The following is a 17,648-nucleotide window of genomic DNA, read 5'->3' on the forward strand; positions in this document are numbered from 1 at the left end:
CCCCCTCATTTTCACCCCTAGAGCAGGCTCGATAGGAATTCTTGGGTGCGTTCGTGCTGCGGATTTCCAATGACTTCCTGGGACGGGCCATGCTCCACGATCACACCGCCGTCCATGAACGCAACTTCGTCGGCGACTTCGCGGGCGAATCCCATCTCGTGGGTCACCACCAGCATCGTCATGCCGTCGTCGGCCAGGCGGCGCATGACGTTGAGCACTTCGCCGACCAGTTCCGGGTCCAGGGCGGAGGTTGGCTCGTCGAAGAGCATCAGCTTCGGCCGCATTGCCAGTGCGCGGGCGATGGCCACGCGTTGCTGCTGTCCGCCGGATAGTTGCACGGGGTAGGCGTCTGCCTTGTGGGCGAGCCCCACCTGGTCCAGCAGCTTGCGGGCGTGTGCGATCGCGTCGTCCTTGTTTTCGCCGCGCACCTGTACGGGTGCTTCGATGATGTTCTCCAGCACGGTGCGGTGGGTGAACAGGTTGAAGTGTTGGAACACCATTCCGATGTCCACGCGCTGGGCCGCTGCTTGCTTCGGCGTCAGCTCGTAGAGGTTGCCGTTCTTTTCGCGGTAGCCAATCAGTTCGCCGTCGACTTCGATCCGCCCGGAGGTTACTTTCTCCAGGTGGTTCACGCAGCGTAGTAGGGTGGATTTGCCGGAACCGGATGGGCCAATCAGGCAGGTCACGCCACCGCGGGGGACTTCCAGGTCGATGCCTTTTAGAACGTCTAGTCGGCCGTAGCGCTTCCACACGTTCTTGATGGCAATCATCGGTGCGTTGTTGTCAGACATGGTGGTTACTAGTCCTTCTTTTCGTTCGGCCCGACGGTGATGTTGCGCGGGGGCACGCCTTCGGCGTCGGCAAGGGCGGCGAGCTGGCGTTGCGTGAGCTGGCGCGATGATCCGCGAGAGAAGTAGCGCTCGACGTAGAACTGGGCAACCATCAGAATGCTGGTGATCACCAGGTACCACGTGGCGGCGACCAGCAGCAGGGGAACGGGCTGGAACAGTGAGTTCGAGATGTCGGTCGCACGGCCGTAGAGCTCGGCGGCGTAGGGAACGGCGATGACCAAAGAGGTGGTCTTCAGCAGCGAGATAAATTCGTTGCCCGTCGGCGGGATAATGATGCGCATGGCCTGCGGCATAACGGTGCGGCGCATGTTCTGGCCCCAGGTCATGCCCAGCGCCTTTGACGCCTCGGATTGTCCCTCCGGCACGGCTTGGATGCCGGCGCGGACGATTTCGGCCATGTAGGCGGCCTCGTTCAGACCCAGGCCCAGCACTGCCAGCATGAAAGCGTTCTGTAGTACCTGTTCAAGATTGATTTCGGCGAAACCGACGTTGATGGATTGGTACAGGGAGCTCAGCAGACCCCAGAACACCAGCTGCACATACACGGGTGTGCCGCGGAAGATCCACAGGAATAGCCAGGCCACGCCCTGCAGCACCGGGTTCGGCGACATGCGCAGCACCGCGACGATGGCGCCAAGTACTACGCCGATGATCATCGCCAGGATTGTCAGCGCGATGGTGTGCATTGCCGCCTTCGCGATGCGCGTATCCAGCAGGTATTGGAAGTAGGTATCCCAGTGGTAGGCCTCGTTCTGGGCTGCGGAGATGATGAACCACACCACGAGCCCCGCGAGGATCACCGCCGCGATCCAGCGACCGGGGTGGCGCAGTGGGATCGCTTTGTTTTCGGTGGGGCGCCTGCGCTGTGTGGCGTCAGAGGCTGTAGAGGCGTTTGGGGTGCTCACTTGGTGCCTTCTTTCGTTTGGAGCGTGCGGGGCAGCTGGTACGGCTTGAGGTTGAACGTCACGGCGTCAAGCCCACCGTCTTCTAGCCCCCACTGCTTCAGGATCGCTTCGTAGGTGCCGTCGTTCATCATGGTCTGCAACGTTGCGGCCAGCGCTTTTCCTAGCGGGTCGTTCTTTTTGACGCCCATACCGAACGGGGCGGTATCGAAAGGTTCGCCAACCCGCACCAATTTGCCTTCAGAACGGGCGATGGCGAAGTCGATCACCGGCGAGTCAGAGCTGTACGCCTGCGCTTTTTTCAGGATGGTTGCGGTGGCGGCGGCGTCGGCCTTTTCGTAGACGAGCTTTTCAATCGGAGGTTTGCCCTGGGCCTCGCATTCTTCGGAGCGCCCCTGTACTTCGTCCGTGTCGGAGTAAGTGCCCTTTTGCACGGCGACCTTCAGACCACAGGCGTTGTCGGGGTCGATGGTGTTTTCGTTGCCCGGTTGGGTGGCCCAGGAGATACCGGCGCTGTAGAAGTCGACGAAGTCGTAGTTCTTTTGTCGTTCTTCGGTGTCGGTGAAGGCGGTAGCTCCGACGTCGACTGATCCTGCGCTGAGGGCGGGCAGAATCAGGTTGAAGTCCATTTGATTCACTTCGACGCCAAGGCCCATCATGGCACCGGCGGCGCGGATGAGGTCCATTTCGAAGCCGATGATGTTTCCGTCGGAGTCTTTAAACTCGTTGGGCGCGTAGGGCGGGTTGGTGCCGACGGTGATTTTTCCCTTGGCCTGGACGTCCGGGGGCACTAGGGCGGCTAGCTGGGGATTCTTCGCTGGGAGGATTTCCTCCCAGCCTTCCGGATTGCCGAGTTCTTCGTTGGTCACACATCCCGCCAGCGATGCTGAAAGAAGGATCGCGAGGGTGCCGCCGGCCACGGAACGGACCAGCGAGCGAGGGCGGCTTATTCTCATAGAGTGGATTATATCGGAATATGTGAATATTCCTGAATGGTTAGTGACTGTCGACAGTCACCGGCTCTTTCTCCTCGTCGTTGGGCTCCTTAAGAATGACCTTGGGGCTCTTCTGCGTGTTCTTAGAGCGGAAGTCCAGGGCCCAAGCGATGACGAACAGGATCGCACCGCTTACGGCAAAGAGCGGAGCCAACACGCTGTATCCGCCGAGCAGGACGGCCAGTGCCAGCCAGTGCTTCCAGGTCAGTGCGCTCAAATCCACGCGGGCGCCGGTGTTCTTTCCGCCACGTCGGCGCCACCACATGATGTAGCCGTAAACAATCAGCGCACCGATGCCCAGCGCCAGCAGCGCCAGCGCGATCTGGCTGGTCAGGCCGAACAGGGTGCCCATGTGTAGCTGGATAATCCAACTGGTCAGTTGGGCTGCGATCGGCCACGACTTGAAGGGGAGGCGGTCGACAACGTCGCCGTTTTCGCCATTTACGGTGATTGCGTCGTTGTACATCTTGTAAGCCTGTCGGGGCTCACTGACTGTCCATGCCTGGCCAGGTTTGCTCGGGGGAACCAGCTGCAGCGTGCCGGTCAGCCCTTCGTCACGGCCAACCTGCAGGACGGTATCGGCCTGACCGAAGTCCACTTCGGACGCTGCTGCGCCGCCGTGACCCGCGTGCTCCGCATGCCCTGCGTGACCTGCGTGCTCGCCGTGGCCAGAACCGCTGTCCTGCGCAGACCGTTCGCCGTTGATGTTCGTGTTCGGCTTGGGTGCGATCCAGTTCAGCTCTTCGCGGACTAGTGCAATGTTGTCACCGGCGAAGTGGGACCACGTCAGACCGGAGATGCACAGGAAGATCAGCCCCGGTGCGGCTATCAGTCCGATGATGGTGTGGCGCTTCATCGCCTGGCGTCGTGACTTCTTCTTGGGTGCGCGTTGGTTCTTCTGCTTGCGCATTAACCACCACATGGCCACGCCGGTGACGGCCATGGGGCCAAGCCAGGTGGCGGCGGTTTCGGAGTAGATTCGGCCGGGCGTGTCGAGCCACAGGTTGCGGTGGCCTTCGGATAGCCATGCACGGAACGGTAGGGAGGCGGCGCTGCCGTACTGAGTCAGTTCGCCGGTGATGTGCAGGTCACCCGGATCGACGAAAACTGCTCGGCTGTAGCTTTCCGAGGGCAGTGACGGGTCGGCAAAGAGTACGCGAGTGGTCTTGCCCTCTTCGTCAGGGATCTGCACCTTAGCGACCTCTAGGTCGGGGTGGATGCGCTTGGCAGCTTCGATTTGCTTGGCTACGGGTTGCGCGGGGCTGGAGGATGTTGCCGTGAGTTCTCCGTCGTACACCCAACTTTCGATGGTGGGCGCGAGGGCGTAGAAGAAGCCAGACAGGGTGGCTACGAGGATGAGGGGTGCGATGAAGAGTCCTGCAAGAGTATGGACTCTGCGAATAATTCTGCGAGACATGCTTCATTAGTCGCATGCTTGGCGGAATCGGTTCCCGTTTGCTTTAGTTGCGGGTGGAGTGGGGGTAAAGAATGAAAAAGCTCCCGCTGCATCCTCTGAAGGGAGGAGCGGGAGCTTTCCGGCTAAAGCTAAACCTTACTGCTGGTTCGGCTGGCCGTAGTCGTTCTGACCGTAATTGTTCTGGCCAAAGTTGCCCTGCTGTGGCTGCTGACCGTAATTGTTCTGGTCAAAGCCGTTCTGCTGTGGCTGCTGGCCGTAGCTGTTCTGGCCAAAGTTGCCCTGCTGCTGGTTCGGCTGACCGTAACCCTGCTGCGGCTGCTGACCGTAACCCTGCTGGCCGAATGCTGCCTGCGGAGCGGACGGAGCCAGCTTCTTGTCGTTCAGGAGGGCAAGCACGCCGAAGACGATGATTGCGATGGATGCAATGAGGACCAGGATTAGGCCAGCGCCAACGCTGACTTCGATCTCTGAAGTATTAAAGTCGGAATCGAGATCCGACCAAGAGAAGATTGCGGTAAGGAGCATAACGGCGCCGATGGCGATCACCGGAATGGCACGCCACCACTGCTTGATCATCTGCTCAACGAACAGCATCGCTGCAATACCGCCGAGGAGAATCAGCGACAGGATCAGAGTCAGCGTGCCATTGTCATCAGTACCCGACCTGGTGGCAGTGACGGTTCCAGCTCCGAAGTATGTTCCGGAAAACTTGCCCCAGGTCATGAAGCTGCCGATAAAGCTGATCAGCGCGGAAGCCGCCGCAAGTACCAGCCACAGCACGGACTTGTTCGAGAAGTCGAGGTACTGCTTAATGTCGAACTGTCCGGCCTGGCCGTTCTGTCCGTTGAAGCCCTGCTGGTTCTGGTAGCCGTTCTGCACGTTCTGTGGAGCACCGTAGGCGTTCTGTCCCTGCTGCTGCGGCGCGGCCTGCTGGTTCCAGTCCTGCTGGGGCTGCTGGTTCGGCTGTGCGTAGGGGTTCTGTCCCCAGTTGCCCTGGGCCTGAGCCTGCGGCTGTTCGGGCTGCTGCGGTGCGCCGTTGTTGGCGGGGTTCACGGGATCGTTGGAACCGAAGTTCTCTTCCGTCATGGTTCTCCTAATGTCGCGAGTATGTAACTTAACAGCCCTTAAGAAAGGACTGCGGGTATTCTCCGCGACTCATACTAACGGAGATCACGTTCTTCCGGCGGGTAAGCTGTGACCTATGGCATGTCGGGGGTGAAATGTTGTTTCTTTTTGACGCCCTCACCTCAACGACGCGAACGGTGACCTATCCGATCAGGGCGAGATGGCTCTTAGTTTCCGGCCTCCGCGCACTGCTGAGGATCGATGTACCCCTCACGGCAGCCATATTCGAATTGGATTTCGCCACTGCTGCGGTTCGGGGTTCCGTCGGGTGCAATTCCGTATCCGCACTTGTAAGCAGGGCAGGTTCCACCGTTTGCATAGGGGATTTCAGAAGGGTTGAGACCTGCATTGCGCTCCGCTTCAAGAATCTCGGCAGCTCCGGGTTGGTTGCCGCAATACTCCGTGTTCCGGACCGTGCCGTCCGACATGCGGGAAGGCCCAGGGGTGCCGGGCAAACATTCAACGACGTAGGTTCCTGCAGCGGTTGGTTGGGACGCGGTCGTGGTGGAAGCTGCCTGTGAAGAAGACGATGGTGAAGCTTCCTTCGCAGGGGTAGTTTTAGTTTCCTTCGTTGTCTCGGAAGATGAATTGTTCGTGGAGGAAGAGTTACCCGAGTTGGGAGCGTCCTCATGCTGGGAGCAGGCGGCTAGACCGAGTAGAGGGATTGCGAGGGTAGCTACAAGTGATTTCCGAAGGTTCATGCTGCTGAGTCTTTTCACGAAGTAGGGAAGCGCTTCAGGATCCCAAAGACATAGTTGGGGGTGGTCATCCATACCGTGCACTGGTATCCAGATTACTTTGAGACTTCACGCTGTTATGTCGCGTGGTCGGGTTCCTATAAGCAGTTGGAGTATGTCCCTGCCTTCGGTGGCATCTCCCTGGATTATTTCCAGACAGGGACAGGAATTAGCCATACCGAAGCCAGCGACGTTTGTTCCTCCAAATGAAGGAACGGAAACAAACATAGCCCGCCCCAATACGAGGGAACAGGCTATGAATCTTCGGACCCCTCGGATGGAGCACCTAATTACGTAATGGGGCAAAGGCGCGTTTGAGGTGGCTTTAGCTGACGCAGCCCGAGAATCGACGCCATTACTTTGTGACATTGGCGGCGGTTCAACGTATCGAAAGTACGTGCCTGACCGTCTTTGCTCGCCCACACTCAGTAGATCATCACATCGACGCTATACCGCTGTTCGTGTGAGCGAGAATGCCGTTGATGCCGTCTGTGAGGATTGCCTCCGGGCTAATGTGGTGGTCGGAATGTAGGCGAGCGTATGTCGGGGCTTGGTCAGCGTCAATCGGAGAGTGTCTCTCATTAGAAGCCATGGGGGCGGTGAGTGCACTTCCTATCACTAGGTTCGATAGGCGGTATGCCGAACCCAACGGATCTTCTACACCGGCCTGCTCGAGTAGAACACACATGCGCTCAGAAAGACTCATGTAGGCAGGGCCGCGTGGGGCGCGCATTGCGATCACATGACCTGCCCAGTGGTGAGAAGTTAGGTGACGAAAAAACTCCATCATGAGATCAGTGAGACTTGCTTCGTTGATCGCCTCTTGCATGGTCGAATCTTCTGCCAAGGCGATATCTAAGGCAAGGTCGTAGAGATCGTCTACCGAGCGGACCCGCGAGTACAAACTTGCGGGAGCCACGTGTATGGACTGCGCCGCCGCGCGCAGTGTCAATGCGCGGAGGCCTCCGTTATCCAGCAGTGTGACCGATGCGCGAGCGATTTCGGCGACATCTACTGCTCGATTGCGTTGCACAGGCTTGCGGTGGTCCCAATAGCTCACTGCTCCAGACTATCCGAACATCCTTCAGTTAGCTATGCGATCTATGTTAGGTTAGTGACATGTTGAAGCCTTCGATACTTCCCCTTTCATCAGGCGACACCTGTTTACGGCGTATGACGAATGCGGATGCGGCGGCGTATGCCGCTGGTACGGAAGATGAGACGGTACGTAGGTTCGGGCATCTTCCGGAGCCTAAATACACACCTACATCGGTACAGACCATGATCCGAGAAGTAGTGGAACCCGGATTAGTCGATGGCAGTTTGGCTGTGCTCACTCTCGCGGATGTTGAATCGGACGAGTTTGTTGGCTCCATTGTGATCTTCGACGTCAGTGCTGAATCGGCAGAAGTGGGTTTTTGGATTGCACCTGATTGGCGAGGCTGTGGCCATGCCTCTCGCGGTATTGAACTGGCGGTTGAACTCGCTCGGGAGTCTGGACTGAAGGCTCTGACTGCTCGTACTGTCACTACTAATGAAGCGTCTCAACAGTGTCTGGTTAATGCCGGTTTTGTGGAAATGTTTCGCAAGACCGGCACAACGCCAGCCGGCATTCGGGAAGATCTGATTCACTACCACCGCAAACTCTATCCAGATCCAATTTTTCCGCTGCACACTGAACGATTGCAGCTCAGGCTGCATCTACCAGGAGACCATGTGTGGCTGCAAGCTCTCTATTCTTGTCCAGAGGTCGCTAGATACTTGCTTGACGTCCCTTGGACTTCCGAGGACACGGGCAAGAATCTCACCCATCGAATCGCGAAAACCGGACTCGGGTCTTCCAGTGGCGCACTGGCTCTCGTTGTCGAATACAACGGCCGTGCAATCGGTGATGTCGCATTATGGCTGACTGACCGAACCCGTGGACAAGCAGAAATTGGTTGGGTACTGGATCCAGAATATGGCGGGCGAGGGTTCGCAACAGAAGCCGTCCAAGGAGTTCTCAACCTAGGGTTCCATCACTATCACCTGCATCGGATCACTGCACAGATGGATGATCGTAATGCTGGCTCTGCGGCATTAGCCAAGCGGGTTGAGATGCGCTTGGAGGCTCGCCATATCCAGGACTGGTATAGCAAAGGAGAATGGACCAATACCCTCGTCTTTGCTTGTCTAGCTAGCGACCGACCTAACCCGCCTCATGAGGAGGCTTAGCTGAATTCCTGAAGCCCTGAGCTGAGGGTAGCGCGCCCGAGGCAGGGGGTATCAGTGTCACGGAATCTGTTGTGGTGACGCACTTGCCGGTGGTAAAGGTGCTCGTGGGGGAAGTTAGCTGAGCATTCGGATAACCAAGTTTTGCACCCGACCGGTTAGAAGCTGAATGCAAAAGCTTCGAACCCTCCGCGACCACATAAGCCCCGAGACATATTCAATAGCGGCGCCTCGCCGCTTGAAATTGTGCCCCAGGTGAGACTCGAACTCACACTGGACGGGTTTTGAATCCGTTGCCTCTGCCAATTGGGCTACTGGGGCGATAAGTGCTTACCGGAGCATAATACGCCACGGCCTTTCAGCCAACCAAAACCGCACTCCGTTAAAGTTGAGCGCATGGCTAAACTCCTTCTCCTCGATGGGCACTCGCTGGCGTTCCGCGCCTTCTATGCCCTGCCCGCAGCCAACTTCTCCACCGTCGGTGGCCAGCACACCAACGCGGTGTATGGCTTCCTAGGCATGTTCCTCACCCTCATGGAAAAGGAGCAGCCCACCCATGTGGCCGCCGCGTTTGACCTGTCCGGCCCCACATTCCGCGAGGAATCCTTCCCGGAGTACAAGGCGCAGCGCCCGAGCACGCCTGAGGAGTTCAAGGGCCAGATCGAGCTGATTCGTCGCACGCTCGAAGCGTTGGGCGTCACGACCCTGGACAAAGAGTCCTACGAGGCCGACGACATCATCGCGACCCTAGCCACAGAGGGCGCGAAGGACGGCATGGAGGTGCTGATCTGCACCGGTGATCGCGATTCGCTACAGCTGGTCACTGAGGACGTGACGGTGCTGTACACGCTCAAGGGTGTCTCTGAGCTGCACCGTTTCACCCCGCAGGCCGTCGAGGAGAAGTACGGCGTGACCCCCACCCAGTACCCGGACCTCGCGGCTCTGCGCGGCGATACCTCCGACAACATGCCCGGCGTTCCCGGCGTTGGCCCGAAGACCGCGCAGAAGTGGATCGCCAAGTACGGCAGCCTGCAGGGCGTGATCGACAACATGGACGACATCGGCGGGAAGGTCGGCGCAAACCTGCGCGAAAACATCGACAATGTGGTGCTCGCGCGCGACATTACGGAGATGGTGCGGGATCTTAAGCTCGTCGATGGTATGGACGCCCTCAGCCCCCGAGACATCGATCCCAACGAAGCGCTCGGCATGTTCGAGGAGCTGCAGTTTGGCACGGGGCTGCGCAATAGGGCATTCAAGATCATGGGCGTGGAGTTCGCCGACAGTGCAGCTATCCCCGTCACGGTGGAGGAGCCGCAGCCGGGGAAGTTGGGTGCGTGGCTGAAGAAGCGCACCCGCGGCACGGTGGTGGACGTGGACGGCGAGCAGCTGACCCTGCTGGACCGCGATAATGTCGCCATCGTTCAAGACCTCGCTGACGTAGACCCGAAGGATGAGAAGGCGCTGGCAGAGTGGCTGGCCAACCCGCAGGTCACGAAGTGGCTGCACGACTCCAAGCAGGCGTATCACGCGCTACAGAATCAAGGCCTAAAGCTTGACGGAGTTGAGCATGACACGTCCCTGGCGGCGTATCTGCTGCGCCCCGACGTGCGCACTCTCGGCCTGGCGGACGTCGTGCAGCGCCACGTGGGTCATGAACTGTCGGACAAAGCCACCGGCCCCGAGCGCGCACAGGCTGTCGCCGAACTGGTGAAGGCCCTCACCCCAGAGGTTGAGGCCGCCGGCCAGTCCGAGCTGTACTTCGACCTGGAAGTCCCGCTGGCCCTGAACCTCGCGGCCATGGAACACGCGGGCATTGCTGTGAACGACGCGGAGCTGCAAGAGCTCTCCGACGACTACGGCGCCCGCCTTAACGAGGAAGTCGCCGCCGCCCGCGAACTGGCGGGGGAGCCGGAGCTCAACCTTTCCTCCCCGAAGCAGCTACAGAAGGTCCTCTTCGAGACCTTCGACCTGCCGAAGACGAAGAAGACCAAGACCGGGTATTCCACGGCCGCCGCGGAGTTGGAGAAGCTGGCAGCCCAGTCCAACCACCCGTTCCTCGGGCACCTCATGGCGCACCGCGAGTACCAAAAGATGAAGTCCACCATCGACGGACTGATCGAGGCCGTGGGCGACGACGGGCGCATCCACACCACCTTCAACCAGAAGGGTGCGGCGACGGGTCGCCTGTCTTCCTCCGACCCGAACCTGCAGAACATCCCCGTGCGCACCGACGCCGGCCGCAAGATCCGCGCCGCGTTCACGGTCGGGGAGGGCTACGAAACGCTGCTGACCGCCGACTACTCCCAGATCGAGATGCGTGTGATGGCGCACCTGTCGGAGGATGCGGGCCTGATCGAGGCCTACGCCAGCGGCGAGGATCTGCACAACTACGTCGGCTCGCGCGTGTTCGACGTCCCGGTCGATGAGGTCACCCCGGAACTACGCCGCCGCGTGAAGGCACTGAGCTATGGCCTGGTCTATGGCCTGTCCGCCTTTGGCCTATCCCAGCAGCTGAAGATCAGCGCGGGGGAGGCGAAGAAGATCATGGACAACTACTTCGAGCGCTTCGGCGGCGTGAAGCGCTACCTCGACCACGTGGTGGAGGTTGCTAAGGAGACTGGCTACACGGAGACTCTCTACGGCCGCCGCCGTTACCTGCCGGAGCTGAACTCTTCTAACCGTGTGGCCAGGGAGAATGCCGAGCGCGCCGCCCTCAATGCGCCGATCCAGGGCACGGCTGCGGACATCATCAAGCTGGCCATGCTGCGCGTGGATCGGGAGATCACCCGCCAGCAGCTGGCTTCCCGCGTGCTGCTGCAGGTCCACGATGAACTCGTGGTGGAGGTTGCGCCCGGCGAGCTGGAGCAGATCACCGAGCTAGTCGAGCGAGAAATGGATGCGGCCGCCCAGCTGCGCGTGCCGCTGGATGTCTCCGCCGGCACGGGCGACAACTGGGACCTAGCGGGGCACTAGTTAGCGTTGGCCTTGGCGTTTGCTGCCTTCTCGGCCACCAGCATCGCCACGACGATCACCGCGCCCAGCAGGAAAAGGCCGATCGCGGCGCCCAGGTGGTCTCCCGGCGCCTGCAGGTTCGCGTCCCCGTCCTGCCACGGCCAGAGTGCGCGAAGGGAACCAATCATCAGCCCCGTCATCACAAACAGGGTGATGGTGCGGTGAGTGTGCAGTAGATATTCCAGTAGGCGCACGAAGCACACAATGCCGGTCAGTGCACCCAGGAAGAACACGCCCAGGTAAACCAGGTTCCTATCGTCCACCGCCGCCATCGTCGCGGAGTATAGGCCCACGGCCAGCAGGAAGAAACTGCCCGATACGCCCGGCAGCACCAGCGCACACACCGCGATCGCCGCGGCTATGAATACCCACAGTAGGTTCGGGTCGGACTGCGGGGCGCTGGTAACGCCCGTCAGGAAGAACGTGGCCACTGCCGCTACAACCAGGCCGAGGATCGCCATCGGCAGCCTGCGGCGTGCGTCCTCCTTATCCGTCATCCCTATCGGCACGGTCAGGGAGAGCAGCACCATACCGAAGAACAGTGCGCGCGAGTGGACCGGCTTGTCCGTCACGAAGCCTTCCATCACGCCTGCCAGCGACAGCACTACGGCGCCCATGCCTGCCACCATCGGCAGTAGCAGCATCCAGTCCAGCGCTTTGTACTGGGCAAACGAGGCCTTACGATCCTTCGGCAGCTGCTTCGTGGCGTCCAAGAACAAGTTCGCCTGGTGTAAGACACGCTCGTACACGCCAGTAACTAGTGCAATTGTTCCGCCCGATACGCCGGGCACCAGCTCGGCCATGCCGATCAAACCGCCACGAACCATATTTATTAGTATTTGCAGTATCTTCATCGCGCACCATCGTACTGCACGCCCCGGACAACCCCGCCTCAACTCGCGGCCGAAAGTGCATGTTTGCGCTGTTCACTGTGGTCGTGTAGCGTTATGCCCGTTGTGCGCCCTCTCTTTTATTCTTTGGGACGCCCCCACGTGGAGCACCAAGAGGTTCCCCGCCAGGTAATTGACGCTGGTGGTGGCGTCAAAAAGAAGGGTTTGCAGAACTAGAGTAACTGTCCATCTTCTATTTCTATTCGTTCCGAAAGACATTCAACATATGCCCACCAACAACGTCCCTCAGGTAGCCATTAACGACATTGGCTCCGCTGAGGATTTCCTCGCTGCCGTCGACTCCACCATCAAGTACTTCAACGATGGTGACATTGTCGAGGGCACCGTCGTCAAGGTCGATCACGACGAGGTCCTGCTGGACATCGGATACAAGACGGAGGGTGTCATCCCTTCCCGCGAGCTGTCGATCAAGCACGACGTTGACCCGGGTGAGGTTGTTGAGGTCGGCGACGAGATCGACGCTCTGGTTCTCACCAAGGAAGACAAGGAAGGCCGCCTGATCCTGTCCAAGAAGCGTGCACAGTACGAGCGAGCTTGGGGCACGATCGAGGAGCTCAAGAAGAACGAGGAGCCGGTCACCGGTACCGTCATCGAGGTCGTCAAGGGCGGCCTGATCCTGGACATCGGCCTGCGCGGCTTCCTGCCCGCCTCCCTGGTGGAGATGCGTCGCGTCCGCGACCTGCAGCCCTACATCGGCCAGGAGATCGAGGCCAAGATCATCGAGCTGGACAAGCACCGCAACAACGTTGTGCTGTCCCGCCGCGCATGGCTCGAGCAGACCCAGTCCGAGGTCCGCTCCGAGTTCCTGCACCAGCTGCAGAAGGGCCAGGTCCGCAAGGGCGTTGTCTCCTCCATCGTCAACTTCGGCGCATTCGTCGATCTCGGCGGTGTCGACGGCCTGGTTCACGTCTCCCAGCTGTCCTGGAAGCACATCGACCACCCGTCCGAGGTTGTCGCAGTCGGCGACGAAGTCACCGTCGAGGTTCTGGATGTGGATCTGGACCGCGAGCGCGTGTCCCTGTCCCTGAAGGCAACCCAGGAGGACCCGTGGCGCGTATTCGCACGCACCCACGCCATCGGCCAGATCGTGCCGGGCAAGGTCACCAAGCTGGTTCCGTTCGGCGCATTCGTCCGCGTCGAGGAGGGCATCGAGGGCCTGGTTCACATCTCCGAGCTGGCCGAGCGCCACGTCGAGGTTCCGGATCAGGTTGTTGGCGTTGGCCAGGACGCAATGGTCAAGGTCATCGACATCGACCTGGAGCGTCGCCGCATCTCCCTGTCCCTGAAGCAGGCTGATGAGGACTACACCGAGGAGTTCGACCCGTCCAAGTACGGCATGGCCGACTCCTACGACGAGCAGGGCAACTACATCTTCCCGGAGGGCTTCGACCCGGAGACCAACGAGTGGCTCGAGGGCTACGACGAGCAGCGTCAGGCATGGGAGGAGCGCTACGCAGAGTCCGAGCGTCGCCACCGCCTGCACACCGCTCAGATCGAGCGTAACCGCGCCGCAGCTGCCGAGGCCGCTGCAAACGGCGAGGGCGGCTACTCCTCCGAGACTCAGACCGAGTCCGCACCGGCTTCCTCCGAGGCACCGGCTCAGGACGCCGGCACCCTGGCTTCCGACGAGCAGCTGGCTGCTCTGCGCGAGAAGCTGGCCGGTGGCGAGTAAACCACTCGAAACCGAGCTAGCGGGGACCACTGCTTAACCAGCTAGGTCCGCGCGCTAGGAACATTTAAAGGCACCCACTTCGGTGGGTGCCTTTTGGTTTTCGTAGGTGCAGCTTTGGCTACAGCATCTGAATGACGGTGGCGGCGCCGATCGTGACTACAAGCATGATGGCTGCGATAATTGCCGAGCCCATGAGGATTTTCACGGTTCGCGGTGCCACACTCGGCTGATTTTCGCCATGCAGAATTGCTTTGCCCGCGATATCCATGCGCAGCTTGTGCGCCTGCACGGCAGCGCGATGGTCCTTCTTTGCTGGAGAGCCGGCCGACGGGGGAGACGACGTAGGAGAAGCCGCATGGGCGCTCTGACCTGCGTCGTGCTGTTGGATAGACATGGGAGCTCCTTTCCGCTGGGCGCCTGGCTTAAAGGTATGGCTTCAGCTCTGGTGGGAGTTGGATACGGATTTCTGGTGAATCATTCGCAGGCGGCCTGGGTGCTGGCGCCCTGGGAGGCCTGGGTGCCGGTTTCGCAGGGGGCTTAGAAGGAGGCGGAGCAGTTTCTGTTACCGTCTCTGGCTCCGGAGCTGGGGCCGGCGGGGGTGCGGGCTTGGGAGTTTCAGACTTTGTGCTCGGTGCCGTCACCTCTTCAGGCAGCTCAGGCACTTTGCCCAGTGGTGGAACTTCATCATTCACGGTCTGCTCTTTTGCATGACCTGGCGATTCGCATGCGGCTAGCGTGCCTGCAAGCGAAATCAAGAGCAGCGCGCTTGCGGTGTGAGTTTTCCTCATTAGCGTGAATACTCCTTGGCCTTTTTGTGCACAGCCTTCAAGAACCCTGGGCTGGGGTTGAATTCCGAGACTGCTGTGGTCCACCCTTCTGGGCTGGTGAGGTCGCCCGCGCTACAAGTGATTTTCGCGGTGGTTAGGGCGGCGTCGTCGATGTTGTCCGGATTTGGCGCGTTGCCAGGCTCAGCGGCAGTGCCATATTGCTCCCAGCGCGACGGCATGAGTTGCATTGGTCCCACCGGGATGTCCTTCGTGGAATCGCCGTCGATGTCTCCTCCGTCGGTATCGGGCACGGACTTTTTGCCACCGGCGGCAGGCGCAACGGCGCGTATAGGCTTCGAGGTCACGCCATCTTCGTCGATGGTGGTGGAGTTCACTTGCCCATGTTGGGTCAGCACATCACCCAATGCAGCAAGTGTTTGCCAGCCGACGGCGCAGCCTTGTTCCTGTTCCACGTTGTAGGCGGCGTATGCGTATGCCTGAAGCGCGCGTTCGGGGATGTGGTAGGGCTCGGCACGCTCGGTAGCCCACTGCTTCATGGTATCCACTTGGACGTGTTGCTCTGGCACAGGTGGTTCTAGGCGATCGGCGCAGCTGGCTAGGGTTGTTGAAGCAAGGAACCCGACGCCCAGCGCGGCCACCCCTCGTCCTACGAAGCTGCGTGACGGTGCCACGAATCAAAGTCCTCCGCAACAATTGCTGCTAGTTCCATGTAGGCCTGCTTGGTTTCCTTGCTGATGCGGTCAAGATCAACCGTCGCGCCTTCGGAGAGGTGGCGGTCGAATGGAATGACGTGCACTGCGCGGGTGCGGCTACGGAAGTGTGCAATCAACTGGTCCATATCAATCGTCGCATTTTCAGGGTGGGCCGCAGAGACAACCACTACAGAGTTTGCTGCGAGTTGTTCGTAGCCGTGCAGATTGAGCCAGTCCAAAGTGGCGGAAGCTGATTGAGCGCCGTCAAGGGCAGGAGAGGTGACGAGCACCAAGGAATTGGCCAGCTCCAACACACCGGACATTGCCGAGTGCATCAGCCCTGTTCCGCAGTCAGTGAGCATCACGTTGTAGTGGTGCTGCAGAATGTCGACCGCGTGGCGGTAGTCCTCATCACTGAAGGATTCGGACACGGCGGGATCGCGCTCCGAGCCGATAACTTCCAAGCGAGACTTGGCCTGGGTAGTGAACTGGCGTATGGAGGCGTACTTTGATGTGTCTTCTGCGTTGAGGAGGTCGCGGATCGTTGCCGGACCGGGGGCAGCCACACGCTGTGCCAGGGTTCCGAGGTCCGGGTTGGCATCGATGGCGATGACGCGGTCGTGTCGGATGGAAGAAAAAACGCCACCCAATGCCACGGTGGTGGTGGTTTTGCCCACGCCACCCTTGAGCGACATCACGGCAATGCGGTAGTCGCCACGCAGCGGTCGGCGGATTTTTTCCAGAAGCTGATCGTGTTCAAGATCTTGCTGGGAGTCACCAACGTTCCAGTGTCCACCGGTGACATTGTAAAGCATTTTGCGCCATCCACTGCGCGGTGCCTTCTTGACGGCATTGACCAGGTTTGTCTGATCCAGTGCCGGCGGTGGCTTTAGGTCATATTCGGACGGTACATGGTGCTTACCGTGATACGGGGCCTGCTGCGGTTGGGGCTGGGCCTGAGTTTCCTGTGGCTGGGCCTGCTGCGGCTGGGCCTGCTGAGGAGCTTCAGATGAAGCGGGAGAGCCTTGCGGGGCAGTGCCCTGCGGCGCTGTTCCATGGGGAGGCTGAGGATTCTCTGCGGAATCACTTTCCTCTTGGTTGGCCTGGTGACCTTGCTGAGGCTTGGATTCGTGAGCTTGCTGAGGCGCCGCAGGGACTCGATGCTGACCTTCATTAAAAGAAGGGGAGGACGCAGGAGACTCTGCAGCGGGCGGCTCTTGGGGCTGAGAAGGTTGTTGTGGTGGGGTGGCTGGTTGTGCTGGCGCACCATCACCAGTGAACTGGAGCCAAGAGGGCAGTCCTTCGTGGGATGGCTGGTTGGTTGACACTACGCACTCCTCGTGTACTTCACTCTTTGTTACCGACAACTTCTCTACGTATAACCCGTCCTATACTAATGTGTGTTGTGCAATTTGTGCTGTGTGTCCCCCACAGATGTGTTTGATTTGCTCTAGGCAGAATGGAAGAGAATCGCTAGATGAATTCCCCAAAGGTAGCTAACGCTGCACGAAGTGGAGGTTCGGGCTCGCTGGTCTCGGGGCGTAGCGTTTTCGGCAGGGCAGTGTGGGCTTCGCGGGTTGCACAGGCGCGGAGGTCTTCTTTAGTTGACACATCTAGGCCGATGGTTATTGCGGTGGCTTCCATTGACAACCGTATGCTGACTTCGCCTGTGACCGCTTTGGTTTCCATGATTGCCGAAGAGGTTTCTGAACTACCGATGGTAGTTCTGGACGCAGATGTGCAAGCTCAGCCAATGCGAGGACCGTTGGGGGCGTGGGCAGCGGGGGACGTTCTTGGGCTGGCGGCGACGGAACCGCTGGATCTGACCCGCAAGAAGATGGAGAACTTTGCGGATAGTTCCGGGGCAGTTCCGCTGTTGACGGCTTCGCAAGGTACTCAGGGGCAGATGGCTGCTGATGTACTAGACACTGTGGTTAGTCGTGCTCAGCACAGGTGGCCAATTGTTGTGGTGAACTTGCCTTATACATGTGCCGGGGAGACCATTGCCGCGGGCACGGCTATGGCGGATCATGTGCTGTTGGTGGCTGATAGACACCATGAACAGCATGGGTGGCTGTACCAGCCGGGTCACCACCTGACGGAGCTGGCACAGTCCAGGAAGGTGACTGTTGTCAAGGTGGGGGCAGCTGCTTTGGATTTGCCGCAAGATACGGTGGTTCTGCCAAGCGTAGATGCTCATTCGACGAGCAGGTCGCGGATTGTTCCATCGACGAACCCGGAGGACGTGTCGATGTATCACCGTTTGCTGTCGAGGGTTTTCGGTAGTTGAGGACTCCTACACACTGTGAAGAGTCCTGGGTTTATTTCCTAT

The 17,648-nt window shown here is 59.7% G+C and carries 14 protein-coding genes and 1 tRNA gene; 4 read left to right on the plus strand and 11 right to left on the minus strand.

Going from position 1 to position 17,648, the window contains the following annotated elements; translation table 11 throughout:
- Window positions 1–17: 17 nt before the first annotated feature.
- The 6 genes from CRD15_RS01245 to CRD15_RS01270 all read right to left on the minus strand — a co-directional run bounded on the left by CRD15_RS01245 (window position 18) and on the right by CRD15_RS01270 (window position 5,718).
- Entirely contained in the window at window positions 18–791 is a 774-nt protein-coding gene (locus tag CRD15_RS01245) for an amino acid ABC transporter ATP-binding protein (protein WP_034969946.1), read from the minus strand.
- Between the two features lie 8 nt (window positions 792–799).
- Complete coding sequence (locus CRD15_RS01250; protein ID WP_034980753.1) at window positions 800–1,756, minus strand: amino acid ABC transporter permease; 957 nt, start codon at window positions 1,754–1,756, stop codon at window positions 800–802.
- Window positions 1,753–2,709, minus strand: coding sequence for an ABC transporter substrate-binding protein (locus tag CRD15_RS01255; protein ID WP_035008418.1), 957 nt, complete (start codon window positions 2,707–2,709; stop codon window positions 1,753–1,755). Before CRD15_RS01255 ends, CRD15_RS01250 begins: the two co-directional genes overlap by 4 nt.
- Window positions 2,710–2,749: 40 nt before the next feature.
- Window positions 2,750–4,165, minus strand: a complete 1,416-nt coding sequence (locus CRD15_RS01260) for a PepSY domain-containing protein (protein ID WP_187401705.1) — start codon at window positions 4,163–4,165, stop codon at window positions 2,750–2,752.
- A 135-nt stretch (window positions 4,166–4,300) separates the two neighbouring features.
- Window positions 4,301–5,251, minus strand: coding sequence for a DUF5336 domain-containing protein (locus CRD15_RS01265; RefSeq protein ID WP_187401706.1), 951 nt, complete (start codon window positions 5,249–5,251; stop codon window positions 4,301–4,303).
- Window positions 5,252–5,457: 206 nt separating this feature from the next.
- Window positions 5,458–5,718, minus strand: coding sequence for a hypothetical protein (locus CRD15_RS01270; RefSeq protein WP_187401734.1), 261 nt, complete (start codon window positions 5,716–5,718; stop codon window positions 5,458–5,460).
- Between the two features lie 1,428 nt (window positions 5,719–7,146).
- Between CRD15_RS01270 and CRD15_RS01275 the strand changes: the two genes are divergently transcribed.
- Complete coding sequence (locus tag CRD15_RS01275) at window positions 7,147–8,241, plus strand: GNAT family N-acetyltransferase (protein ID WP_080716038.1); 1,095 nt, start codon at window positions 7,147–7,149, stop codon at window positions 8,239–8,241.
- Between the two features lie 244 nt (window positions 8,242–8,485).
- On the opposite strand, the gene CRD15_RS01280 is transcribed toward CRD15_RS01275, so the two are convergent.
- Window positions 8,486–8,559, minus strand: a tRNA-Leu gene (locus CRD15_RS01280).
- Between the two features lie 75 nt (window positions 8,560–8,634).
- Between CRD15_RS01280 and polA the strand changes: the two genes are divergently transcribed.
- Complete coding sequence (gene polA / locus CRD15_RS01285) at window positions 8,635–11,214, plus strand: DNA polymerase I (RefSeq protein ID WP_187401707.1); 2,580 nt, start codon at window positions 8,635–8,637, stop codon at window positions 11,212–11,214.
- Here polA and CRD15_RS01290 read toward each other — a convergent pair.
- Window positions 11,211–12,080: a DUF368 domain-containing protein gene (locus tag CRD15_RS01290; RefSeq protein WP_255463666.1), complete on the minus strand. Its 870-nt coding sequence runs from the start codon at window positions 12,078–12,080 to the stop codon at window positions 11,211–11,213. The genes polA and CRD15_RS01290 overlap by 4 nt on opposite strands.
- Window positions 12,081–12,369: 289 nt before the next feature.
- Here CRD15_RS01290 and rpsA point away from each other — a divergent pair, with 289 nt between their 5' ends.
- On the plus strand, window positions 12,370–13,836 hold the full coding sequence (gene rpsA, locus CRD15_RS01295) for a 30S ribosomal protein S1 (protein WP_005295768.1): 1,467 nt from the start codon (window positions 12,370–12,372) through the stop codon (window positions 13,834–13,836).
- 118 nt (window positions 13,837–13,954) lie between these two features.
- Here the strand turns inward: rpsA and CRD15_RS01300 are convergent, their stop codons facing one another.
- The 3 genes from CRD15_RS01300 to CRD15_RS10075 form a co-directional block, all read right to left on the minus strand.
- Window positions 13,955–14,230 carry a hypothetical protein gene (locus tag CRD15_RS01300; protein ID WP_155271549.1) on the minus strand — a complete coding sequence of 92 codons (276 nt, stop codon included), beginning with the start codon at window positions 14,228–14,230 and terminating at the stop codon, window positions 13,955–13,957.
- A gap of 393 nt (window positions 14,231–14,623) precedes the next feature.
- Window positions 14,624–15,160, minus strand: a complete 537-nt coding sequence (locus tag CRD15_RS01305; protein ID WP_255463683.1) for a hypothetical protein — start codon at window positions 15,158–15,160, stop codon at window positions 14,624–14,626.
- A 110-nt stretch (window positions 15,161–15,270) separates the two neighbouring features.
- The gene (locus CRD15_RS10075; protein WP_034972151.1) at window positions 15,271–16,131 is read right to left on the minus strand and encodes a MinD/ParA family protein; all 861 of its coding nucleotides are present in this window, start codon (window positions 16,129–16,131) and stop codon (window positions 15,271–15,273) included.
- An 818-nt stretch (window positions 16,132–16,949) separates the two neighbouring features.
- Here CRD15_RS10075 and CRD15_RS01315 point away from each other — a divergent pair.
- The gene (locus CRD15_RS01315; RefSeq protein WP_187401709.1) at window positions 16,950–17,606 is read left to right on the plus strand and encodes a hypothetical protein; all 657 of its coding nucleotides are present in this window, start codon (window positions 16,950–16,952) and stop codon (window positions 17,604–17,606) included.
- The last annotated feature ends 42 nt before the right edge of the window (window positions 17,607–17,648 follow it).

Origin of the sequence: Corynebacterium sp. LK28 (assembly GCF_014335105.1) — a bacterium.
Classification (GTDB): Bacteria; Actinomycetota; Actinomycetes; order Mycobacteriales; family Mycobacteriaceae; genus Corynebacterium; species Corynebacterium macclintockiae.